The 22,667-nt window shown below is 67.1% G+C and carries 24 protein-coding genes and 2 riboswitches; of the genes, 14 read left to right on the top strand and 10 right to left on the bottom strand.

Going from position 1 to position 22,667, the window contains the following annotated elements; translation table 11 throughout:
* Positions 1-12: 12 nt before the first annotated feature.
* From rnhA to ispH, 3 genes are read right to left on the bottom strand one after another with little or no spacing between them, the layout of a single operon-like run.
* The gene (gene rnhA, locus LJ725_RS11010) at positions 13-465 is read right to left on the bottom strand and encodes a ribonuclease HI (RefSeq protein ID WP_230550704.1); all 453 of its coding nucleotides are present in this window, start codon (positions 463-465) and stop codon (positions 13-15) included.
* Positions 466-474: 9 nt separating this feature from the next.
* Positions 475-1,425 carry a homoserine kinase gene (locus LJ725_RS11005; protein WP_230550703.1) on the bottom strand — a complete coding sequence of 317 codons (951 nt, stop codon included), beginning with the start codon at positions 1,423-1,425 and terminating at the stop codon, positions 475-477.
* A gap of 1 nt (position 1,426) precedes the next feature.
* Complete coding sequence (gene ispH / locus LJ725_RS11000) at positions 1,427-2,377, bottom strand: 4-hydroxy-3-methylbut-2-enyl diphosphate reductase (protein ID WP_230550702.1); 951 nt, start codon at positions 2,375-2,377, stop codon at positions 1,427-1,429.
* A 121-nt stretch (positions 2,378-2,498) separates the two neighbouring features.
* Between ispH and LJ725_RS10995 the strand changes: the two genes are divergently transcribed.
* The 4 genes from LJ725_RS10995 to LJ725_RS10980 are packed head-to-tail and all read left to right on the top strand — an operon-like array spanning position 2,499 to position 4,972.
* Positions 2,499-2,741, top strand: coding sequence for a CDGSH iron-sulfur domain-containing protein (locus LJ725_RS10995; RefSeq protein ID WP_230550701.1), 243 nt, complete (start codon positions 2,499-2,501; stop codon positions 2,739-2,741).
* A complete protein-coding gene (locus tag LJ725_RS10990; protein WP_230550700.1) occupies positions 2,738-3,274 on the top strand; it encodes a hypothetical protein in 537 nt (178 codons plus the stop codon). The genes LJ725_RS10995 and LJ725_RS10990 overlap by 4 nt, the downstream gene beginning before the upstream one ends.
* Entirely contained in the window at positions 3,274-4,620 is a 1,347-nt protein-coding gene (locus tag LJ725_RS10985) for a (Fe-S)-binding protein (protein ID WP_230550699.1), read from the top strand. The genes LJ725_RS10990 and LJ725_RS10985 overlap by 1 nt, the downstream gene beginning before the upstream one ends.
* Before the next feature lie 7 nt (positions 4,621-4,627).
* On the top strand, positions 4,628-4,972 hold the full coding sequence (locus tag LJ725_RS10980) for a gamma-glutamylcyclotransferase family protein (RefSeq protein WP_230550698.1): 345 nt from the start codon (positions 4,628-4,630) through the stop codon (positions 4,970-4,972).
* Between the two features lie 51 nt (positions 4,973-5,023).
* On the opposite strand, the gene LJ725_RS10975 is transcribed toward LJ725_RS10980, so the two are convergent.
* A complete protein-coding gene (locus tag LJ725_RS10975) occupies positions 5,024-5,599 on the bottom strand; it encodes a TetR/AcrR family transcriptional regulator (RefSeq protein ID WP_230550697.1) in 576 nt (191 codons plus the stop codon).
* 308 nt (positions 5,600-5,907) lie between these two features.
* A riboswitch (glycine riboswitch) is annotated at positions 5,908-5,998 on the top strand.
* Positions 5,999-6,001: 3 nt separating this feature from the next.
* Positions 6,002-6,095: riboswitch (glycine riboswitch) on the top strand.
* An 80-nt stretch (positions 6,096-6,175) separates the two neighbouring features.
* On the opposite strand from LJ725_RS10975, the gene gcvT reads away from it, so the two are divergent.
* The 4 genes from gcvT to gcvPB all read left to right on the top strand — a co-directional run bounded on the left by gcvT (position 6,176) and on the right by gcvPB (position 10,773).
* Complete coding sequence (gene gcvT, locus LJ725_RS10970; RefSeq protein ID WP_230550696.1) at positions 6,176-7,297, top strand: glycine cleavage system aminomethyltransferase GcvT; 1,122 nt, start codon at positions 6,176-6,178, stop codon at positions 7,295-7,297.
* Between the two features lie 9 nt (positions 7,298-7,306).
* Positions 7,307-7,684, top strand: a complete 378-nt coding sequence (gcvH, locus tag LJ725_RS10965; RefSeq protein ID WP_230550695.1) for a glycine cleavage system protein GcvH — start codon at positions 7,307-7,309, stop codon at positions 7,682-7,684.
* Positions 7,685-7,828: 144 nt separating this feature from the next.
* Positions 7,829-9,175 carry an aminomethyl-transferring glycine dehydrogenase subunit GcvPA gene (gene gcvPA / locus LJ725_RS10960; RefSeq protein WP_230550694.1) on the top strand — a complete coding sequence of 449 codons (1,347 nt, stop codon included), beginning with the start codon at positions 7,829-7,831 and terminating at the stop codon, positions 9,173-9,175.
* Entirely contained in the window at positions 9,175-10,773 is a 1,599-nt protein-coding gene (gene gcvPB, locus LJ725_RS10955) for an aminomethyl-transferring glycine dehydrogenase subunit GcvPB (protein WP_230550693.1), read from the top strand. Before gcvPA ends, gcvPB begins: the two co-directional genes overlap by 1 nt.
* A gap of 289 nt (positions 10,774-11,062) precedes the next feature.
* Here the strand turns inward: gcvPB and LJ725_RS10950 are convergent, their stop codons facing one another.
* The 6 genes from LJ725_RS10950 to LJ725_RS10925 form a co-directional block, all read right to left on the bottom strand.
* Positions 11,063-11,593 carry a F0F1 ATP synthase subunit B family protein gene (locus tag LJ725_RS10950; protein WP_230550692.1) on the bottom strand — a complete coding sequence of 177 codons (531 nt, stop codon included), beginning with the start codon at positions 11,591-11,593 and terminating at the stop codon, positions 11,063-11,065.
* Positions 11,590-12,159: a F0F1 ATP synthase subunit B family protein gene (locus tag LJ725_RS10945; protein WP_230550691.1), complete on the bottom strand. Its 570-nt coding sequence runs from the start codon at positions 12,157-12,159 to the stop codon at positions 11,590-11,592. The genes LJ725_RS10950 and LJ725_RS10945 overlap by 4 nt, the downstream gene beginning before the upstream one ends.
* A gap of 8 nt (positions 12,160-12,167) precedes the next feature.
* Entirely contained in the window at positions 12,168-12,392 is a 225-nt protein-coding gene (locus LJ725_RS10940; protein ID WP_020698011.1) for a F0F1 ATP synthase subunit C, read from the bottom strand.
* A 60-nt stretch (positions 12,393-12,452) separates the two neighbouring features.
* A complete protein-coding gene (locus tag LJ725_RS10935; protein ID WP_230550690.1) occupies positions 12,453-13,181 on the bottom strand; it encodes a F0F1 ATP synthase subunit A in 729 nt (242 codons plus the stop codon).
* A 17-nt stretch (positions 13,182-13,198) separates the two neighbouring features.
* Positions 13,199-13,543, bottom strand: coding sequence for an AtpZ/AtpI family protein (locus LJ725_RS10930; RefSeq protein ID WP_230550689.1), 345 nt, complete (start codon positions 13,541-13,543; stop codon positions 13,199-13,201).
* Positions 13,544-13,696: 153 nt separating this feature from the next.
* Entirely contained in the window at positions 13,697-15,886 is a 2,190-nt protein-coding gene (locus LJ725_RS10925) for a rhodanese-like domain-containing protein (RefSeq protein ID WP_230550688.1), read from the bottom strand.
* Positions 15,887-15,974: 88 nt separating this feature from the next.
* Here LJ725_RS10925 and LJ725_RS10920 point away from each other — a divergent pair, with 88 nt between their 5' ends.
* The 6 genes from LJ725_RS10920 (at position 15,975) to LJ725_RS10895 (ending at position 22,650) form a co-directional block, all read left to right on the top strand.
* Positions 15,975-17,825: a transglycosylase SLT domain-containing protein gene (locus tag LJ725_RS10920; RefSeq protein WP_230550687.1), complete on the top strand. Its 1,851-nt coding sequence runs from the start codon at positions 15,975-15,977 to the stop codon at positions 17,823-17,825.
* A gap of 2 nt (positions 17,826-17,827) precedes the next feature.
* Positions 17,828-18,991: a CaiB/BaiF CoA transferase family protein gene (locus tag LJ725_RS10915; RefSeq protein ID WP_230550686.1), complete on the top strand. Its 1,164-nt coding sequence runs from the start codon at positions 17,828-17,830 to the stop codon at positions 18,989-18,991.
* Positions 18,988-19,611, top strand: a complete 624-nt coding sequence (locus LJ725_RS10910) for a cysteine dioxygenase family protein (protein WP_230550685.1) — start codon at positions 18,988-18,990, stop codon at positions 19,609-19,611. The genes LJ725_RS10915 and LJ725_RS10910 overlap by 4 nt, the downstream gene beginning before the upstream one ends.
* 87 nt (positions 19,612-19,698) lie before the next feature.
* The gene (locus LJ725_RS10905; RefSeq protein WP_230550684.1) at positions 19,699-20,667 is read left to right on the top strand and encodes a Bug family tripartite tricarboxylate transporter substrate binding protein; all 969 of its coding nucleotides are present in this window, start codon (positions 19,699-19,701) and stop codon (positions 20,665-20,667) included.
* Positions 20,664-21,155 carry a tripartite tricarboxylate transporter TctB family protein gene (locus LJ725_RS10900; RefSeq protein ID WP_230550683.1) on the top strand — a complete coding sequence of 164 codons (492 nt, stop codon included), beginning with the start codon at positions 20,664-20,666 and terminating at the stop codon, positions 21,153-21,155. The genes LJ725_RS10905 and LJ725_RS10900 overlap by 4 nt, the downstream gene beginning before the upstream one ends.
* A 10-nt stretch (positions 21,156-21,165) precedes the next feature.
* Positions 21,166-22,650: a tripartite tricarboxylate transporter permease gene (locus LJ725_RS10895; protein ID WP_230550682.1), complete on the top strand. Its 1,485-nt coding sequence runs from the start codon at positions 21,166-21,168 to the stop codon at positions 22,648-22,650.
* The last annotated feature ends 17 nt before the right edge of the window (positions 22,651-22,667 follow it).

The raw sequence follows: 22,667 nt of genomic DNA, 5'->3' as shown, positions 1-22,667 counted from the left end.
AGCGCGGCGAACTCAGCGCGTCGTCCTCAACGACAGGATCGCCGCGCGGGCCAGAGCGTCGGCGCGTTCGTTCTCGGGATGGCCGCTATGGCCCTTCACCCAGTGCCATTCGACCTGATGCACGGCGCGGGCGGCATCGAGGCGCTGCCAGAGTTCGGCGTTCTTCACGGGCTTCTTGTCGGACGTCTTCCAGCCGTTCTTCTTCCAGCCGTGGATCCACTTGGTCACGCCGTCCTTCACGTAGGTGCTGTCGGTGAAAAGCCGGACATGACAGGGCCGCTTCAGTGCTTCGAGGCCCTGGATCGCGGCCATCAGCTCCATACGGTTGTTGGTGGTCGCGCGGTCGCCGCCGGATAGCTCGCGCTCCTTGTCTCCCATGCGCAGGATGGTGCCCCAGCCGCCCGGGCCAGGGTTTCCGCTGCACGCGCCGTCGGTGAAGATCTCGACCTTTGCCGCTTCGCTCACGCGTCCCTCTTACAATCCATAGTCCGACAGGGACGAAACGGCGCGATGGAAACGCAGCCGGGCCAGATACTCCTGCGGGTCCTTGCGCTTGACCAGCGCGTCGGGCGGTGTGTGCACCCAGTCGTAGAGCCGCGTCAGTGCGAACCGCAGCGCCGAGCCGCGGGCGAGCAGCGGCAGCGCCTGCTTCTCCTCGTCGGAGAGCCTGCGCACGCGCTCGTAGCCCTGCAGCAGCGCGCGCGCCTTGGTCGCGTTGAAGGAACTGTCGGCCTCGAAGCACCAGGCGTTGAGGCAGATCGCGACGTCGTAGGCCAAGAGGTCGTTGCAGGCGAAGTAGAAGTCGATCAGGCCCGACAGCCTGTCCTGCAGGAAGAAGACGTTATCGTTGAACAGGTCGGCATGGATCACGCCGGCCGGCAGGCCGCTTGGCCAGTTGGCTTCGAAGAATTCGATCTCGGCGCCCAGCTCGCGGTCCAGCGCGGCATCGATGTGCCGGCGCGAACCCTCCCAGAGCGGGCGCCAGCCGGCGACCGACAGGGCATTGGGCCGCCTGAGCGGAAAGTCCTGGCCCGCGAGATGCAGGCCGGCGAGCGCCTCGCCGACGGGTGCGCAGTGCGCGACCGTCGTGCGGCGCGGCCACATGCCGTGGAGAAAGCTGGTGATCGCCGCCGGCTTGCCGGCGAGCGTCCGCAGCGCATTGCCGTCGCGGCCGTGGATCGGCTGCGGGCAGGTGATGCCGCGCGCGGCGAGATGATCCATCAGGCCGAGGAAGAAGGGGAGATCCCGCGGATCGACGCGCTTCTCGTAGAGCGTGACGATGTACTGGCCCTTCGTCGTAGTCAGGAGGAAGTTGGTGTTCTCGACGCCCTCGGCGATCCCCTTGAAGGAATCGGCCTGGCCGATGTCGTATTCGGCGAGAAAGGCTTCGAGCTCGGTGTCGCCGACTTCCGTGTAAACCGCCACGTCAGGCCACCAGCGCGCGCGGCAGCTTGAACACGACGCTTTCCTCGGTGGTGCGCACTTCCTCGACGGTGACGTCGTAGCGCGCGCGGCAGGCCTCGATCAGCTCGTCGACCAGCAGCTCGGGCGCCGAGGCGCCGGCGGTGATTCCGAGGCGCCGCGAGGAGCCCAGCCAGTCCCAGTCCATGTCGGCGGCGCGCTGCACCAGCCGCGACTTCGCGCAGCCGTAGTTGGCGGCGACCTCGACCAGCCGCATCGAGTTCGACGAGTTGGGCGCGCCGATCACCACCATCGCGTCGCAGCGCTCGGCGATCGCCTTGACCGCCGCCTGCCGGTTGGTGGTGGCGTAGCAGATGTCTTCCATCTTCGGACCCTGGATCGAGGGGAACCGGCGGCGCAATGCAGCCACGATGCCGGTCGTGTCGTCGACCGACAGGGTCGTCTGTGTGGCGTAGGCGAGATTCTCCGGATCGGGCACGGTGAGCCGCTCGGCCTGCGCCACGTCCTCGACCAGCACCACCTTGCCCGGCGGCAGCTGACCCATCGTGCCGATCACCTCGGGATGGCCGGCATGGCCGATCAGGATGACCGTGCGGCCCGACTGGGCGTGGCGTTCGGCCTCGCGATGGACCTTCGAAACCAGCGGGCAGGTCGCGTCGACATAGAGCAGGTTGCGACGGGCGGCTTCGGCGGGCACGGATTTCGGCACGCCATGCGCGGAAAATACGACGGGCCTGTCGTCCGGCACCTCGTCGAGCTCGTCGACGAAGATCGCACCCTGGGCCTCGAGGTTCTCGACCACGAAGCGGTTGTGAACGATCTCGTGGCGTACATAGACCGGCCGCCCGTAGCGTTCGAGCGCGCGCTCGACGATCTGGATGGCGCGATCGACGCCGGCGCAGAAGCCGCGCGGGCTGGCGAGCAGGATCGTGAGCGGCTTCTTCTGGGCAATCATGAAAATCGTTCAACGGGAGGACGACCCGCTCGCTTGCGGGCCTGCGGACCATTGCCTAGAGTCCGTGCAGTACGGATTTGGCGCGGCACCGTAACAAAGCCGCCGCAACGGGGAAAGCAACATGACCGAGCCGGTTGTCGCGGCCAAGGCGCCTGCGAAGGTCTCTCTGGAGGCGGGCAAGGACTATTGGTGGTGCTCCTGCGGGCTGAGCAAGGCCCAGCCCTTCTGTGACGGCAGCCACAAGGGCAGCGGCCTCGCGCCGATGAAATACAACGTTGAAAAGAGCGGCGACTACTGGCTCTGCGCCTGCAAGCACTCCTCCAAGAAGCCGTTGTGCGACGGCGCCCACAAGACACTGGCATGACCCTGAAGATGTATCTGCGTATTGCACCCGTTGCGCTGGCCACCCTTCTCCTCGCCGGCTGCGGCGGCAGCAAGGACGACGACCCGTCGAGCATCTATTGCCCGGTGCCGTTCACCGTCCAGGATGCCGGCCGTCTGACCCACTTCAAGGACGGACCGGGCCGCGATCCGCGCGACGTCGAGTACGAGGCCGCGCTGAACGGCGTCGGCTCCAAGTGCACGCTGCGGCGCAATCAGCTGGAAGTGAACGTGATCATGCGGGTGGTCGTGAGCGCCGGTCCGTCGATCGTCCCAGGCCAGACCCGCGTGCCGTATTTCGTGCGCGTGCTCGGCCCCTCCGGCCAGGTCGTCCAGGGGCAGGACTTCACCGCCGACTTCAAGCTGTCGGGCTCCAACCCGCGCGGCCAGTCGCAGGAAGACCTCGTGCTCAACCTGCCGTTCAGCCAGCTCTCCGAACTCGGTGGCTACCGCATCGCCGTCGGCCTCAAGCCGTCGCGCGAGGAGCTCGAATACAATCGGCAGATGGGACGCTGATGAGCGCCTATGCCGACAGACTCGAAGCGTTGGTCGCCGAGGCGGCCGATCGCTGTACGACCTGCGGCAAGTGCTTCGAGGCCTGTCCCACGGCGCGCGAGAGCGGGCTCGACATGGGCGAGGGCGTCGAGCGCGTCGGTGAACTCGTTGCGCTGACGCGGGACGGCGGCGCCGCGGCGCCGCTGCTCGACAAGTGGCTGGGTGCCTGCGACGGCAGTGCGCGTTGCACCGCCGCCTGTCCCGAGGAGATCAACGTCCGCCAGTGGGTGACCATCGCCAAGATGAAGTCGCTGCAGGCGACCCGGCCGGTGCAGGAGGGCGCAGCGAACGCCGCCGGCCGTTTCCGCCACATGGCGCAGGCGGTGCGGCTGCTGGCCAGCATGCAGCTTCCCTCCGAGACGCTGAAGAAGATCCTGGCGCCGGCCGAACGGCGCAGCGCCGACGTGCTGTTCTACACGGGCTGCAACGTGCTGCGCACGCCGCACATCGTGCTGAACGTCATGGACATTCTCGACGCGCTGGAGCTCGACTTCGACGTGGTCGGCGGCACCGCCCATTGCTGCGGCGTCTATCAGTTCCAGGAAGCCGATCTGCCGACCTACGAGCGGATGGGCCATCGCACCTTCCAGCGCTTCGGCCAGTCCGGCGCCTCGAAGGTGCTGACCTGGTGCCCGACCTGCACCAAGAACTTCGACGAGTTGGAGAAGGACGTCGAGGCGCCGTCGTTCGACCTCGGCCATGTGAGCGAATTCCTCGCGGCCAACCTCGACGCGCTGAAGGCGCGCTTCAAGGCCGACCAGCCCAGGCGTCGCGTCGTGATCCACGAGCATCTCGGCATCGGCGCCACGGTGGAGAGCATCCGCAACCTGCTGCGCGCCGTGCCCAACCTGGAACTGGTCGACCTGCCTCAGGATTCCGGCTTCTCCTATGCCTGCGGCGGCCAGGCCGCGAAGTTCAAGGACCGCGAGCAGGCGATCCATCGTGACCTGGTGAGAGGCGCGCTCGATGGCGGCGCCGACACGATCGTCACCATGTACCATTCCTGCCATCGCGCGCTCTCCGGCGCCGAGGCGATCTATCCGTCGCTCAGGGTCGTGAACTTCACCGACGTGCTGGCCGAGGCGCTGGGCCGCGGCGGCCATCCCGACTACTACCGGCTCTACAAGCGCGGCGGCGCGATGGACGAGGCCGTGACGGCCGCGCGCGGCTTCCTCGAGAACAACGGCGTGCGCATCGACGAGAACGCCGTGAAGTCGCTCACCGCCGACATCTTCAACGAAACCGGCGTCGGAGGCCCGCGCGAAGCCTTCGCCGAAGCCTTCACGGCGCTCGCCCGCGAGGGCTGACACCGGCGTGACGACAGCCGAGGTCTGGCTCTTCTCCTACGGCACGCTGCAGCAGGAAGACGTGCAGCTTGCGACCTTCGGCCGTCGACTCGAAGGTCGCGCCGATGCCTTGCCTGGCTACGCGACGTCGCTGCTGGAGATCACGGATGCGGAGGTCGTGAGGACCAGTGGCAAGACCCATCATCTGATCGCGCGCCCGTCCGACCTTGTGGGCGACGAAGTAGCCGGCGTCGTCCTGAAGATCACGGAGGCCGAGTTGGCGGCCGCCGACACCTACGAGGTCGCGGACTACAAGCGAATCGCGGTGCGCCTGAAGTCCGGGCTCGAGGCCTTTGTCTACGTCGCTGCCTGATCTGCCTCGTAGCCCTTGAAGGGAGCCGCGCTCTTCCGGGCGCCGGGCTTGTTACCGCGGAGGCACAGCCAGCACCGCCCACGCGGCATCGGCAAAGAACGCCACATGGTCGGAGAGGGGCCCCTCGAAGCGGCCGTAGACCTTGTAGGTTGCGGGCTGCATGACGGTGCCGATGGCGGAGGCCGCCGCAAGGTCGGGATCCCGTGACGGGATCTCGCCGGATGCCATGGCGTTCACGATGACTTCCCGCACCACGTCGACCGGATTGGGCGTGCCGTCCGGGACCATCGCCAGGAACAGGTGCTGGGTCAGCAGGTGATAGGCGAACAGCGACCAGTCGCGGTCCGCCCATTCGCAGTAGCAGCGGACGATCGCTTCGATCTTGTCCCGCAGGCCCGTGACGGGCCGCTGTGCCTCGGCCAGCGCCTCGGCCAGCGCGCGGTGGTGGCCGAGGAAAATGTCGAGGGCGAGCTGCTCCTTGCTGGGGAAGTAGCGGTAGATCGTGCCCTCGGCGATCGAGGCCGCCATGGCGATCTCCCGGGTCGTGGTCTCCGCCACGCCGCGCGCCACGAACAGCGTGAGTGCGGCGCGCTCTACGCGGGCCTTGGTCTCTTCGGCTTTTCCCATACCGGGCAGTCTATGAGGGAGCGCTCACTCGCGAAAGTGGAACGCTCTGTGTCGGCGTCGGAAAGCCAGCGCCAGTCGATTACCCAGTCGGACGGCGGGGGCGACGGAGCCTCGCTCTGGAGTACGAGGAATTCACTGAACGAGCGACGAATGAACATGTCAGCCTCCATAAGTGAGCAGACACTCGCAAAATAAGTGAGTAATCACTTAATTTCAAGGGGGAAGTTGGATTTTCCCCGTGATTTGGCGCTCGGGAAGGCTTTGTGCGTGGACGGGAAGAGGGCCCCTGCCTATGGTCCGCGTGCCCAGTCGAACCTGTGGGAGAGCCCATCCGCGAGGATGGCGCCGAAGGAGCAACCGGCCCCGGAAACTCTCAGGCAAATGGACCGCAGGGGGATGGGTCTCTGGAAAGCGGCGGGCGCCTCATTCGGCGCACGCCCACCGACGAAGTAAGCCGGCTCGTGCGCCGGCGAATCTTTCAGGTCTCCGGACAGAGGGGGTCGCGAACGGCGCATTTCGTGCGTCGGGACAGCGCGACTCCGGTCGCGTCGAACGCGACCTGTGACGGAGACTGTATTGACCGAATCATCCGCCGGCCCCCTGAAGCGCACGCCGCTTTACGACCTTCATCGCGAGCTGGGTGCGCGCCTGGTGCCGTTCGCCGGCTACGAGATGCCGGTCCAGTACCCGACCGGCATCCTGGTCGAGCACAACCATACCCGTACCGCCTGCGGCCTGTTCGACGTCTCGCACATGGGCCAGGTGCGGCTCACCGCGAAGCCCGGCCAGAACGCGGCGAAGGCGCTCGAGACGCTGGTGCCGGGCGATATCGCCGGGCTCCAGCCGGGCCAGCAGCGCTACACGCAGTTCACCAACGATGCCGGCGGCATCCTCGACGACCTGATGGTGACCAGCACGGGCGATCACCTGCTCGTGGTCGTGAACGCGGCCTGCAAGGACGCCGATCTCGCGCACATGCAGAAGCATCTCTCGGCAACGTGCGAGATCGAGCCGATGTTTTCGCGCGGGTTGCTGGCGCTTCAAGGGCCGCAGGCGTCGGCCGTGCTGTCGCGGCTGGTACCGCAGGTCGCGACCATGAAGTTCATGACCGGCGCTTATGTCGTGATCGACGGCGCGCGCTGCTACGTCACGCGCTCGGGCTACACCGGCGGCGACGGCTACGAGATCTCGACGCCGGCCGACCAGACCGACGCCATCGCGCGCAAGCTGCTCGGCCATCCCGAGGTCAAGCCGATCGGCCTGGGCGCGCGCGATTCGCTGCGCCTTGAGGCCGGGCTCTGCCTCTACGGTCATGACATCGACACCACGACGACGCCGGTCGAGGCGGTGCTGCTCTGGAGCGTCGGCAAGGAGCGACGTGTGCAGGGCGGGTTCCCCGGCGCTGCTGTCGTGCAGAAGCAGATCGCCGAAGGCTCGTCGCGAAAGCGGGTCGGCCTGCTGCCCGAAGGCAAGGCGATCGCGCGCGAGGGCGCGGAGATCGTGATCGGCGGCAAGACCGTCGGGACCGTCACGTCGGGCGGCTTCTCGCCGACCATGGGCCGCGCCATTGCCATGGGCTACGTCGAGCGCAGCCAGTCAGCCAACGGAACCAAGGTCGATCTCATGGTGCGCGGCAAGCCCGTGGCGGCCGAGATCGTGCCCATGCCTTTCGTCAAGCACGCCTACTACCGCGGATAGGAGATCAAGATGGCCGAGACCAAGTACACCGAAGAACATGAATGGATCCGCGTAGAGGGCGATGTCGGCACGATCGGCATCACGCAGTACGCGCAGGAGCAGCTGGGCGACGTCGTGTTCGTCGACGTGCCGGCCGCCGGCCGCACCGTCGCCAAGGGCGAGGCCTGCGCCGTCGTCGAATCGGTGAAGGCCGCGTCCGACATCTACGCGCCCGCCAGCGGCGAGGTCGTCGAGAGCAATGCCGCGCTGGCCGAAACGCCGGGCGACGTGAACGCCGAGCCGACGGGCAAGGGCTGGTTCTTCAAGCTGAAGCTCGCCGACAAGGGCGAACTCGACGGCCTGATGGACGAGGCGGCCTACGACGCCTTCGTGAAGAGCCTCGGCTAGCCAGTCAAACCTCATCCTGAGGAGTGCCTGCAGGGCACGTCTCGAAGGATGGGCAAGGGACAAGGTGCTCGTTCCCATCCTGCGAGACGCATCGCGCCACGATGCTCCTCAGGATGGGGACACTACTCAAGGAGCAAGAGCCTGATGCGTTATCTCCCCCTCACCGACGCCGACCGCCGCGAGATGCTGAGCGTGATCGGCGCCAAGTCGGTCGACGAGCTGTTCCGGGACGTGCCGGCCTCGGCGCGGCTGGCGGCCAAGGTCGGCGGCCTGCCCGATCACCAGGGCGAACTCGAAGTCGAGCGTGCCTTCCAGGGCTTCGCCGCCAAGAACCTGTCGCCCGCCTCGACGCCATTCTTCATCGGCGCCGGCGCCTACCGCCATCATGTGCCGGCGACCGTCGACTACATGATCCAGCGCGGCGAATTCCTGACCTCGTACACGCCGTATCAGCCGGAAATCACGCAAGGGACTCTGCAGTACCTGTTCGAGTTCCAGACCCAGGTGACCCTGCTCACCGGCATGGATGTCGCGAACGCCTCGATGTACGACGGCTCGACCGGCACCGCCGAGGCGGTGCTGATGGCCAACCGCATCACCCGCCGGCACAAGGCGCTGATCTCGGGCGGCCTGCATCCGCAGTATCGCAGCGTCATCGAAACGACGGCCAAGTGGGAAGGCTTCACCGCCGCCCTGTCGAAGACCGATGCCGAGGGCCTCGAGGACCTGATCGCCGCGGTCGATCGCGACACGTCCTGCGTGGTCGTGCAGAATCCGAGCTTCTTCGGTCATATCCGCGACTTCACCAAGCTCGCCGCGGCCTGCCACGCCGCCGGTGCGCTGCTGATCGTGGTGGTGACGGAAGTGGTTTCGCTGGGCCTGCTGATGCCGCCGGGCGAGATGGGCGCCGACATCGTGGTCTGCGAGGGCCAGTCGATCGGCAACGGGCTGGGCTTCGGCGGTCCTTACGTCGGCCTGTTCGCGACCCGCGACAAGTACATGCGCCAGATGCCGGGCCGCCTCGTCGGCGAGACCGTCGATGCCGACGGCAAGCGCGGCTTCGTGCTCACCCTCTCCACGCGCGAGCAGCACATCCGCCGCGAGAAGGCGACGTCCAACATCTGCACCAACGCCGGGCTCTGCGCCCTGGCCTTCACCGTGCATCTCACCCTGCTGGGCGAAGCCGGCTTCGCGCGCCTGGCCGAACTGAACCACGCCAAGGCCTCGCAGCTCGCCGACAAGCTCGCCGCCGTGCCGGGCGTGAAGCTGCTGAACGACAGCTTCTTCAACGAGTTCACCGTGAAGCTGCCGAAGCCCGCGGCCGAGGTCGTCGAGGCGCTGGCGGCCAAGCGCATCCTGGGCGGGCTTCCTGTGTCGCGCCTGATTCCCAACGATCCCTCGGTCGAGAACCTGCTGCTGCTGGCGGCGACCGAAACGGCCACCGACGCGGGCATGGACCCGCTGGTCGCCGCCCTGAAGGAGGTGCTGTGATGGTACAGTCGCTCGACCGCAGCCAGGGACGCGCCGGCGGCGTCGCCACCGGCTCCGCCAACAATCACGGCACCTACACCGGCAACCGCGCGCTCCAGATCGAGGAACCGCTGATCTTCGAGATGGGCCAGACCGGACGCTGCGGCGTCGACCTGCCCGAACCGCCCAAGGTCAAGGAGCGGCTGAACGGCCTGCGCCGCAAGGGCACGATCGGTCTGCCGGGGCTCGCGGAGCCGCAGGTGGTGCAGCACTACACGCGGCTCAGCCAGAAGAATTACGCCATCGACATGGGCGTCTACCCGTTGGGCTCGTGCACCATGAAGCACAACCCCCGCATCAACGAGAAGGTCGCGCGCCTGCCCGGCATCGGCGATCTCCATCCGCTGCAGCCGGTCTCGACCGTGCAGGGCGCGCTCGAGCTGATCGACAGCCTGGCGCACTGGCTGAAGACCCTCACCGGCATGCCGGCCGTGGCGATGTCGCCGGCCGCCGGCGCACACGGCGAGATGTGCGGCATGATGGCGATCGCCGCAGCCCTCGAGGCCAAGGGCGAGCGCGCCAAGCGCAAGACGGTACTGGCGCCCGAATCGGCGCACGGCACCAACCCCGCGACGGCGGCGGCACTGGGCTTCGTCGTGAAGCCGATCCCGGCCAACGACCGCGGCCGTGTCGATCTCGCCGCGCTGAAGGCGGCGCTGGGCCCCGACGTGGCGGCCATCATGCTGACCAATCCCAACACCTGCGGCCTGTTCGAGAGCGACATCGTCGAGATCTCGAAGGCCGTGCACGAGGCGGGCGCCTACTTCTACTGCGACGGCGCCAACTTCAACGCCATCGTCGGCCGCGTGCGGCCGGGCGACCTCGGCATCGACTGCATGCACATCAACCTGCACAAGACCTTCTCGACGCCGCATGGCGGTGGCGGTCCGGGCGCCGGTCCGGTGGTGCTGTCGGCGCCGCTGGCGCCCTATGCGCCCTATCCGTGGATCGTGAAGGACGGCGACACGTGGCGCGTCGCCGAGGACGGAGCCAAGGTCGAGGGCGCGCCGCTGGGACGGCTCAAGGCCTTCCACGGCCAGATGGGCATGTTCACGCGCGCGCTGGCCTACATCATGAGTCACGGCGCCGATGGGCTGAAGCAGGTCGCCGAGGACGCGGTGCTGAACGCCAACTACGTGATGGCGGCCCTAAAGGATGTGATGAGCCCGGCCTTCGAGGGGCCGTGCATGCACGAGGCGCTGTTCGACGACAGCTTCCTCAAGGATACGGGCGTCAGCACGCTCGACTTCGCCAAGGCGATGATCGACGAGGGCTACCATCCGATGACCATGTACTTCCCGCTGGTGGTGCATGGCGCGATGCTGATCGAGCCGACCGAAACCGTGGCCAAGGAGGACCTCGACCAGTTCATCGGCGCGCTGCGCTCGCTCACCGCGAAGGCCAAGACCGGCACCGCGGCCGAGGACTTCAAGGCCGCGCCGCTCTACGCCCCGCGCCGCCGCCTCGACGAGACGCTGGCCGCCCGCAAGCCGGTCCTGCGCTGGAAGCCCTCGAACAATCCGCCGGGCATTGATCCGCTGAAGCAGGCGGCGGAGTAGTAGGCGCATAGCGCAATCATGATTTCCTCCCCCGCCAGACGGGGGAGGCGGCCCGAAAGGGCCGGAGGGGGAAGGCCAAAGGTCTGAACTCTTCCCGGCCAGCAATCATCACGTTGCCGGCCTCCCCCGTAAGACGCAGGAGGAGAAGAGCTGGTGAGCGTTGCGCTTGCGCAAGCTCGCTCGACTTTTGGACTTGGCGACCAGCCAAAGAAAAAGCCCCCCGCCTTGCGGCGAGGGGCACCAGGTTGCCCGCTCTTTTGTTTTGCGGGCGATCCCTATTTTCTGAAGATCAGTGCAGACGGCGCGGCAGTTCGGTGATGGCCTCGTCGATCATCGCCTGCGTGCGGCCGCCGCCAACCTGCTCCTTGAGCAGGGTGCGGGTGGCGGCGAGCGCCACGTCGACGGCCATGTTGCGCACTTCGCGCGACGCCTGGGCCTCGGCCTGGGCGATGCGGTCCTTGGCCTGCTGCTCGCGGCGGGCGATGAGCGCTTCGCGCTCCTCGGCGGCGTGCTGCGTGAGGCGCTCGGCCTCCCGCCTGGCCTGTTCGACGATCTCCTGGGCGAGCTTGGCCGAATCGGCCAGGCTCTTCTGGGCATCGTCGCGCGCCTTCTGTGCCTCGTTGCGCAGCTTCTCGGCTTCGCCGAGCGTGCGGGCGATCAGGGCGGTGCGGTCGTCGAGGAGCTTGGTCAGCCCCTTGACGATCTGCTTGCCGGCGATCGCCAGGAACAGAAAGAAGGCAACGGCGACCCAGAACGTCGGGTCGGAGAACAAGCCTCCGCCGCCGCCGTGTGCGTCGGCAGCCCATGCGGTACCGATCATGGCTTGCCTGCCTTTGCTGCTTCATCCACGGCACGGGCGACCTGCGCAGGATCTGCCGATCCCACCAGCTTGCCCATCACCGCGGTGGCGATCTCGCTCGACATGGCGCCGAGGCCCGCCAGAGCCTGCGTACGCTGCTCGCCGATTCGCTTCTCGGCGGCGACAATGTCGGCGCCCAACCGGTCGCTGACTTCGTGCATCTTTGCCGAGGTCGCGGCCGCAGCGGCTTCCGATGCGGCCCGGATCAGGCCGGAAGCCTGTCCGCGCGCCTCGGCAAGCGCCTTGTCCTGCTCGACCGCCGCCGCGCGAGCGGCGTCGTTGGCCTTCTGGGCCGCGTCGAGGTCCGCCTGGATCTTGTGCTCGCGGCTTTCGATCGTCTTGCCGATCTTCGGCAGGACGGCCTTGGCCATGAGGAAGTACAGAACGGCAAAGCACACCACCAACCAGAAGATCTGGGTGGGGAACCTCTTGAGGTCGAACTGCGGCATGCCGGCCGCCTGCGCGGCAAACGGCAGCCCGATCAGGGCTGCCGCGGTGACCAGAGTCCGGAGTGCCTGAACGGGCACGATCGAACTCAGGCGAAGAGGGCGATCAGCGCGACGATCAGCGCGAACAGCGCGATGGCCTCGGTGACGGCGAAGCCGATCCAGATGTTGGCGCCGATTTCGGCCTTCGAGGCCGGGTTGCGCGACAGGGCCGTGATGTAGCTCGCCCAGACGTTGCCCACGCCGATGCCGGCGCCGATCATGCCGATGGCGGCGAGGCCTGCACCGATGAACTTGGCGGCTGAAGCGTCCATTTCTATCTCCTGTTTTCTCTTGGCTTTGACGTGATGGATCGATGGGTACGGGCGCGGCGATCAGTGCAGATGCAGCGCGTCGTTCAGGTAAATGCAGCAGAGGATCGTGAAGATGTAGGCCTGCAGCAGCGCGACCAGCAGCTCCAGCGCCGTGATCGCGATCAGGACCACCAGCGGCACGACACCGAAGATGCCGAGCGCCACGACGAAGCCCGCCAGCACCTTCAGCAGCACGTGGCCGACGGTCATGTTGGCGAACAGGCGGACCGACAGGCTGATCGGGCGGCTGAGATAGGAGACCAGCTCGATCGGGATCAGGATCGGCGCAGTGAACAGCGGCGCGCCGTGCGGGAAGAACAGGGAGAAGAAGTGGAGGCCGTGCTTGAACAGGCCGATCAGCGTCACGCCGAGGAACACCACCATCGCCATGAAGAAGGTGACGGCGATCTGGGACGTGAAGGTGTAGCCGTAGGGGAGCATCCCGAGGATGTTGCCGAACAGCGTGAAGATGAAGAGCGAGAAGATGAACGGGAAGAATTTCTTGCCGCCGCTGCCGACATTGTCGCGGATCATGTTGGCGATGAACTCGTAGAAGAGTTCGGCCATCGCCTGGATACGGCCCGGGATCATCGCTCCCTTGCCCGCGCCCGCCATCAGCAGACCCGAGGAGAGCACCACGGCGCCCATCATGAAGACGGCGGAATTGGTGACGGCGATGTGATGGCCGCCGATGGTGAACAGCGGGGCGGTGTAGTCCTGGATAGCAAACTGCTCGAGCGGGCTGGCCACGTTACTCTATCCCCAAATCAGCTCTTCTTTTCATCCTGGGCCGCCTTGCTGCGCCGCTCTTCAGCCTGCGCAACCCGGTAGACGTTCAAGAACGCCGCACAGCACCCCAGTACGAACCCCACGATCAGCAGCCAGGGCTTGGTTCCCAACCACTGATCAGCCATCAGGCCGAGAAAGGCCCCCGCAACGACGCCCGCCACCAGTTCGACCGCGATCCGCATGCCGACGCCCAGCTTTTCGCCTCCGGCGCCACGCGTTGCGGGTCCCGACGACCGTCCTGTTCCCGCCTGGTAGGCCTGCCGGACACCTTTCAGGCGCCGATCCAGCTCATCAGGGGTCGATTTCCGATCGTCCTCAGCCATAACCGGATGCTCCGCTCCGGGCTTTCCATCGCCATCGCATCGACGCGATGCGGTCACAATGAAAAACGCGCCGGAACCTATTGGCAGGCCCGGAGGGAGTCAAGCGGACGCGACGATGTGACAAGGCCTTCAAATACAAGGCGTTGCGCCCTTCTACCGCTTGAGGACAGTGAACCGGGCATCACCGTCGCGCTCGACCTGCGGGACGAGGTCTACCTCCCAGTCGAGGTACTGTCGCATGGCTGCTTCCACGTCCTCCTTGAAGTCGTAGGGGCGGTACCAGACGTCGGTCGGCGGATCTGCCATTCGGACATGCCCGGTTTCGAGGTCGAAACCACCCTCCCGCCACGCCTTCATTCCGCCTGACAGAATATGGACCGGGGTCACGCCGGCTTGTTCGGCAATTTCGAATGCGGCCAAGGCAGCGATCTCGGCATCAGGGGCCACGAGGACGATCCGGGTGCTGCCGGGCTGTTTTCCCAGCATTTCCGGCAGGGTGCGCGCAAGATTGGCGCGGACCGCGAACCAGGCGCCGGGGATGTGTCCGTCGCGATACTTCAGGCTGGTGTCGAGATCGATCACGAGGCTCGTCGCCAGCGACTTTTCGAGTTCGGCCGCCGTTACCGTCGGGACCTGCGGCACGATGAAACCGGCGGGATATCGTGGCTCGGCCGCGGTCGTGAGTTCGGATGCTGCCGGCTTGTGATCGAGCACGTAGGTCTCGTTCCAGCCCATCTGCAGCAGCCAGTGCGCCGTCATGGTGGCGCGCACGCCGTCATTGTCGTGCAGCACGATGGTGGCGTTGCGGGCGCCGACATACTGGTCGGTCGCCTGCACGAGCTGGCCGCCCGCGGCATGGCGGAAGCCCGCGAGATGGCCCTGCGCATATTCGGCGGGATCGCGCACGTCGAGGCGATAGAGCGGTCCGCCCTTCTTCACCAGGGCGTCGAGGCCGGCCTTGTCGATCTTCCGGATGCCCATCCTGGCCGCGATATTCGCGGCGGCGGCCTGAGCGAACCTCGCGGCTTCGGCACCCTGCGGGCCGAAACTCCTCGTCTCGCCGCGGGCAACCTTGAGGCCGGCCAGGTGCCAGCCCATGGTGCCGTTCTTCAGCGCCATCACCTTGTTGGGCAGGCCGGCATTGATCAGCGACTGGGCGCCGATGATCGAGCGCGTGCGGCCGGCGCAGTTGACGACGACCAGCGTCTCCGGCCGGGTCACGAAGTCCTTCACGCGATAGACCAGCTCGGCGCCGGGGCAGTCGACACCGCCGGGGATCGACATGTTGGTGAATTCCGGCAGCGGCCGCGAATCGAGGATCACCATGTCGGCCTTGCTGTCGATCAGCTTCTGCACGTCGGCGGCGTCGATGCGCGGCGTGTCGTTGCCGTGCTCGACGACCTCGCCGAACGCCTTGCTGGGCACGTTGACGCCGGTGAAGACCTCGTAGCCCGCGTCGCGCCATCCTTTAAGGCCGCCGGCCATCACCGCGAGATTGGTGTAGCCGAGGCGGCTGAGGGCCGCGGCGGCGCGGTTGGCGCGCCCCGTCTGCCCTTCCTCGCCGCCGTCCATCAACACGATGCGGATGTGCGGATCGGGCAGCAGGGCGAGCGCCCGCGGCTCGAGGCGGGAGAGGGGGAGCGGGGTGGCGAACAGCGGATGGCCCTGGGTCGAGAACTCGCCTTCCTCGCGCACGTCGAAGAACGCGAAGACCTCGCCGCCCTTCAGCATCTCCTTGACCTGCTGCACGCTGAGCAGCGGCGTCAGGATCTTCGGCTTCGCCATGAAGCGCTTGGCCGCGCCGGTCTTCATGTCGACGGTCAGCCGGTTGGGCAGGTGCTCGAGGCTGAGGCCATAAAAGTGAAGGTGCAGCGCATTGCCCGAATCGACCGGTGTCTCGATATGATGGAAGTCGTCGGGAAGGAAGGTGATCACGTCGCCGCGCTTCAGCGTCTTCTCCTTGGCCGGCGCCTCGCGCAACTGCACGACGTTTTCCTGCGCGCCGTTGTCGAGCCGGTCGTAGACGACGTTGCGCTCGGCGCCGTGGACGCCGGCGATGATCGCCCAGGTCGTGTGGTTGTGCGGCGGCACCTTCTTGCCGGCGCCACCGGCCGAGGCATAGAGCGCGAAGCGATGGTCGGGATCCTCGCTCAGGCGATAGATGCCGCCGTCGGCGCCCAGCGGAAACTCCTCCTGCGGAAAGAGCTCGGCGCGGCGGGCCAGCGACGAGAGAAGTCCACCGATCTTCTCGAGATTGGCGTATGTCACGCCCGACTTCTCGATGGTGCGGGCTTCGTCGATCAGGCGCCGCACGGCCGCGGCACGCTCTTGATGCAGGTTCATTCAGGTCCTCCGTTGCGCGCAGTATAGGCCCACCGGCCCTTGTCGCCCCACTCTTGTCGTGTGGGCCAGAGTCAAACTACGGTGCGCCATGCGAACCACCCTATCCGCCGTCCTGATCGGGGCGGCCGCCCTGATGGCGGCCCAGGCTTCGGCGCAGACCGCCAAGAAGCCGGTCCAGACGCAGGCGACCAACCCCGCGACCACCAAGGCCGCCGTGACCCGGCCGGCAGCGCGACCCGCGGCCCGTCCCGCGCCGCGCGCCGCGGTCTATGTGCCGCCGCCGCCCGTCGTCGAACTCGACGAGAACGCGGTCGTCGCCGGGCTGCCGACCGTCCTCGACAACGAAACCCGCGACCGTTACCGCCGCATCTTCCAGGCGCAGCAGTCGGGAAACTGGGCGCAGGCGGACGAAGACATCCGTCAGCTCCAGGACAAGACGCTGATGGGCTATGTCGGCGCGCAGCGACTGCTCAGTCCGAACAACCAGGCACGCTACGACCAGCTGGCGGCCTGGCTCCAGGAATACAACGACCATCCCGACGCACCCGCGATCTACCGTCTCGCCCTGGCGCGGCGCACGCCCGGCGGCCCGGAACTCACGCCGGCAACCTTCGTCGGCTCCACGCCGGGCTCGCCCAACTTCGCCGCCGCCCGCACCGTGAACGGCGCCGATGCCGGCCGCGCCGCGGAACTGCGATCGCGGCTGCAGAGCATGGCCGACGACGGCGGCTTCAATGCCGCCTTCGTCCTGCTCGACCGCAAGTCTTCGACCGAAATCCTCGGACCGCAGGAGGTCGAGCTGTGGCGCGGCCGCCTGCGCACGCGCCAGCTCGAAGCCGACCCGCAGCGGGGCGTCCAGATTCCCGTCGAGGCCAGCATGCCGCCCGACGCCAACTGGAACGCCGCCATGACGGCATTCACGCGCGGCAACATGGCCGAGGCGGCCCGCCGCTTCGAGCTGGTGGCCGATGCCTCGCCCGACCGTGCCTCGTCGTGGACCCTGGCGGCGGGCTCGTTCTGGGCGGCACGCGCCAACCTGCTGGCCGGCAACCCGCAGAAATACGCGCCCTACCTCAAGCGCGCGGCGTTGCATGGCCGCACCTTCTACGGGCTCGTCGCGCAGAAGGCGCTGGGCATGCAGATCCAGCCCGACTTCGAGGTGCCGGCGCTCGACCGCAAGCGCACCGACATGCTGCGCGACGACCGTGCCGCCCGTCGCGCGCTGGCGCTGCTGCAGCTCGGCGCCACGACGGCGGCGGAGCGCGAACTCTTCGCCGCCTCGATCGACGCCGATCCGCGCTACGTCGAGGCGGTGATGGCGCTGGCGCAGAAGGCACAACTGCCCGCCTTGTCGGTGCGCGTCGGCAACGCCAACTGGGATCAGCGTCACAACATCAAGGGCTACGACGGCGGCATGTATCCGGTCCCGCCGTGGCAACCCTCGAGCGGCCAGAGTGTCGACCGTGCACTGGTCTATGCCTTCATGCGCCAGGAATCGGCGTTCAATCCCAAGGCGCGCTCGGTCGTGGGTGCGATGGGCCTGATGCAGCTGATGCCGGCCACGGCGCGCGCGGTCTCCGCGCGCTATGCGCCGGAGACCGCGGGGGCCAATCCCTGGGATCCGTCGGTAAACATGTCGCTGGGCCAGGCCTACATCTCGATGCTGCTCAACGAGACCGACGGCAATCTCGTGCGCACGACGGCGGGCTACAATGGCGGGCCGGGCAACGTGATGCGCTGGGACAATTCGCTGAACGCCTCGCAGGATCCGCTCCTCTATATCCAGCTGATCCCGCTCCACGAGACGCGCGACTTCGTGCAGCGCGTGCTCACCAACTACTGGATCTACCAGCTTCGACTCGGCCAGCCGACGCCGTCGCTCGACCAGATCGCCTCGCATGACTGGCCCCGCTACATCGCGCAGGACGGAACCCGCTGATCATGTTGCCGCTGGCTGGTGTACGCGTCGTCGAGTTCTGCCAGGTCCTGGCAGGTCCCTATTGTGGAATGCTGCTGGCTGATCTCGGCGCCGAGGTGATCAAGGTCGAGCCGCCCGAGGGCGACATGATGCGCCAGTGGCCGCCGATCACAGAAGGCTCCGAGGGGGGCTACAGCGAGAACTTCGCCTCGATCAACCGCAACAAGCGCTCGGTCGTGCTCGATCTCAAGGACCCGGCGCAGAAGGCGGCGGCGCGCCAGCTGATCCTCACCGCCGATGTGGTGCTGGAGAATAACCGGCCGGGCGTGATGGATCGGCTCGGCCTCGGCTACGAATCCTTCCGTGCCGAGAAGCCCGGCCTCGTCTATTGCTCCATTTCGGCCTTCGGCCAGAGCGGCCCACGCTCGGGCGAGGGCGGCTTCGACGTCACCGTTCAGGCGATGAGCGGCATCATGAGCGTGACCGGCGAGCCCGACGGCGCGCCGGTCAAGTGCGGCGTGCCGGTCTCCGATGTCGGCACCGGGCTCTATGCGGCCCTGACGATCGTGTCCATCCTGCGCCGCGTGGCGGGTGGCGGACCCGGCGCGCATGTCGATGCGTCGATGCTGGGCTGCAGCCTGGGGATGGCCGCGCTCCAGACCAGCGAGTTCTTCGGCACCGGCAACGATCCCAGGAAGCTCGGCTCTGCCCATCCGCGCAACGCGCCCTACCAGGCCTTCAAGGCGGCCGACGGCCATTTCGTCATCGCCGCCGGCAACAACAAGCTGTGGGAAGCCGTGACCCAGGTGGTCGGGCGTCCCGACCTCTTCGCCGATGCGCGCTTTGCCACGACGCAGTCGCGCGCCGCCAACCAGGTCGCCTTGAAGGACCTGCTCGAGGTCGAGTTCGCGAAGCACGGCGTGGATCACTGGCTGGCCGCCTTCGAGAAGGCCGGCGTGCCGCAGGGCCGCATCAACACCTACAGCCAGATCCTGGCCGACCCGCAGGTCGCGCACATGGGCTGGGTCGAGGAAATGGAGCTTCCTTCCGGCGTGAAGACGAAAACCTTCGGGAGCCCGGTCCGGATTTCGGCCACGGACATCTCCAAGCGGCGGGATCCGCCGGCCCTCGGTGCCGACACCGAGGCGATCTTCGGAAACACCTTCCAGCGAAAGGCTGCGGAATGAGCATCGATCGCCTGCGCCGTTTCATCGGCGACATGACCTCTCTCACCGGTGGTGCCTGGCAGGACAAGGACGAGAACGCCGTCGTCGAGGTCGGCGCCAAGCTTCTCGGCGAGCTGGTGAAGCACGACGACTGGCTGCCCGAGCAGGCGGCGAAGGTGCCGCCGCATGGCTATGCGCAGAACCTGCTGTGGTGCGACCCGTTCGAGCGCTTCTGCGTCGTGAGTTTCGTGTGGGCGCCCAGGGCCAACACGCCGGTGCACGATCACGAGATGTGGGGTCTGGTCGGCATGCTGCGCGGTTCGGAAACCTCGCTCAGCTTCACGCGTCATCCCGAGACCGGCGTGCTGGTGCCGGGCGCGCTCAGCAAGCTCGAGCCCGGCGACGTCGAGGTCCTCGTCCCGGCGCCGCGCAATCCCGTGGGCGACATTCACCAGGTGACCAACGCACTGGACGATCGCGGCTCGATCAGCATCCATGTCTACGGCGGTAACATCGGTGCTGTGCGTCGGCACACCTACGACGTGACGACCGGCCAGCCGAACCTCTTCGTGTCGGGCTACACCAACCGCGAGCAGCCCAACATCTGGGATCGTTCGGCCGAGGTGCGCGCGGCCCCGTAGAGGTTCGCGTACCGGCACGCCTCCCTTGACCGATCGCGGGCACGACAAGCACTGTCACCCGATATGAAATCAAGGGAGGAAAACAGCATGAACCGCAGAAGCGTATTGAAGGGTGGGACCGCGCTCGCCGCCATGACCGTGGCCGCGCCGGCGATCGCCCAGTCCAGCAAGTGGCCGGCGCGCGAGATCTCGCTGATCAATCCGAACGCGCCGGGTGCCTCGACCGACCTCACCGCGCGCATCATCGCTCAGGCGCTCGAAAAGCGGCTGAACGCGACGGTCATCGTCAAGAACGTCGTGGGCGGCGCGGGCGCACTCGGGCCGACGACGCTGGCGCAGTCGGCGCCGGACGGCCACACGATGGGATTGGTGGCGATCTCCAGCCATATCGCCGTGCCGAACATGATGAACGTCGCCTACGAGCCGTGGAAGGCGTTCGACATCATCGGCCAGGTCGCGGCCCTGCGATACGGAATCGGCGCGAAGGCCGACGGCCCGATCAAGTCGATCGAGGACCTTGTCAACCAGGGCAAGCAGAAGCAGCTCACCTACAGCTCCAACAACGTCACCAACGTGGTGGCGATGTTCCAGCTCGCCAAACTCAGCGGCGCCAAGCTGCGCTGGGTCGTGTTCCCGGGCGGCGTCGAATCGGTGACGGCTGCGATCGGCGGCCATGTCGATGCGGTCATCCAGACGGTCACCGAGATGCGGCCGCAGATCGAGGCCGGCAAGCTGCGCTTCCTCGCCTCGGCCGCCGAGGCGCGCTGGCCCGACTATCCGGACGTCAAGACGCTGCGCGAGCTGGGCTACAACGCCGTCAGCAACGGACCCTTCGGTTACGCCTTCCCGACCGGAGTCGATCCGGCGATCAAGGAGCGCATGGACAAGGCACTGGCCGACGTCATGAAGGACGAGTCCGTGACCAGCCAGATCACCAAGCTCGGCATCCAGGCGATCTATCGCGACGGCAAGGAATACGGCGCGCTGCTCAAGAAGATCGAGGAGGAGCTGGTGCCGATCCTCAAGGAAACCGGCATGGCCAAGAAGCCGGCATGATGAAGCTGGGCGGCACGCGGATCGCGACGCTCGGCCTTCTGGGCGCCGCGCTCATCGGCCTGTGGAAGGCATTGGAGCTGGAAAGCTGGGGCTTCGACGGTCCCGGCCCCGGCTTCTTCCCGCAGCTCATGGCCGGCATCTGCGTGACGCTCGCCCTGGTCGTCCTGGTCTTTCCGGGCCAGGCCGGCGAGACCGAGGGTGGCGACACCGACGACGTCGAGGCGACGAAGGAGTCGAACCGGACCTTCGCGATCTACATCGCCACCTTCGCGGTGTTCGCGCTGGGCGCGATGTATGCCGGCTTCGTCGTCACCACCATGGCCGTGACGATCGTGATCATGCGCTTCGCCGAACGTCGGTCCTGGTTCGCCTCGATCGGCTACGGCATCGCCTGTGCCGCCGCCGGCCTGGTCTGCTTCGGCTGGCTGCTGCGCGTCGATCTGCCGGAAGGCCCGATCGAGCGCAAATTCTACACCTACGTTCGCTGAGGTTTGACGCATGGAAGCGCTGCTGGGCGGCTTCGCCACCACGCTGACCCTCGACAACCTGTTCTACTGCTTCGTCGGCGCGTTCCTCGGCACCGTCGTCGGCATCCTGCCGGGGCTGGGGCCGCTCACCACCATCGCCATTCTGCTGCCGATCACGTTCAAGATGGACGTGACCTCGGCCATCATCATGCTGTCGGGCATCTACTACGGCGTGGCCTATGGCGGCACCGTGACCTCGGTGCTGATGCGCATCCCGGGCGAGGCCTCGTCGGTCGTGACCTGCCTCGACGGTTACGAGATGGCGCGCAAGGGCCGTGCCGGCGCCGCGCTGGGCATCGCCGGACTGGGCTCGTTCTTCGCCGGCACGGTGGGCGTCATCGGGATCTCTTTCCTGTCACCGCCGCTCGCCGAGCTGGTCATCAAGTTCGGCCCCGCCGAGTATGCGATGCTGATGCTCGCGGGCCTCACCATGGTCACCTACATGTCGAGCGGCTCGCTGCCGCGCGCGCTGCTGATGGCGGCGTTCGGCCTGCTGCTGGGCACGATCGGCAGCGACCCGCTCAACATGACGCCGCGTCTCACCTTCGGCATCCTGGCGCTGGGCGACGGCGTCAATCTCGTCCCGCTGGCAATCGGCCTGTTCGGCCTGTCCGAAGTGCTGTTCATGGCGCGCCAGAAGCCCGACGACATGAAGGTCCTGCCGCCGCCCTCGCACCTGCTGGGCTTCATGCCCTCGCGCGAAGAGGCCAGGCGATCCGTCGGTCCGGTCGTGCGCGGCACATTCATGGGCTTCCTGGTGGGCCTTCTGCCCGGCGGCGGCGCGGTGCTGGCCTCGTTCCTGTCCTACGGCATGGAGCGCAAGCTCTCGAAGCACCCCGAGGAGTTCGGCAAGGGCGCCGTCGAGGGACTGGCCGGGCCGGAATCGGCCAACAATGCCGGCACCGCCGGCGCCTTCGTCCCGCTGCTCTGCATGGGCATCCCCGCCAACGCGGTGACGGCCTTGCTGCTCGGCGCCTTCATCATCCACGGCGTCACGCCGGGGCCGACCATCCTGGAGCGCCAGCCCGAGATCTTCTGGGGCGTCGTGGCCAGCATGTACATCGGCAACGTCATGCTGCTGATCCTGAACCTGCCGCTGATCGGCCTGTTCGTGCGCATCCTCGACATCCCGCGCGCCTATCTCACGCCGATGATCCTCGCGGTCTGCCTCATCGGTGTCTATTCCTCGAACGGCAATCCCGCCGACGTGGTCATCTCGGTGATCTTCGGCTTCGTGGGATACTTCCTGCGCCGCCACGGCTTCGACCTCGGCATCGTCATCCTGGCCTACGTGCTGGGCCCGATCTTCGAGCGTTCGGTGCGCCAGGCGCTGGCGATCTCCGACGGCGATCCGACGATCTTCCTGCACAGCACGATCTCGACCGGTTTTGCGATCGTGGCGGTGCTGCTGCTTCTGGCTGGGCTGTGGCCGAAAAAGAAGAAGGCGGCCGGGTAGGGCCGCCTTCGAATTCA

The organism is Reyranella aquatilis (assembly GCF_020880995.1).
In the GTDB taxonomy this organism is placed as follows: Bacteria; Pseudomonadota; Alphaproteobacteria; order Reyranellales; family Reyranellaceae; genus Reyranella; species Reyranella aquatilis.
Note: the sequence above shows the minus strand (reverse complement) of the source record. Positions and strands in the feature narration are given on the sequence as shown.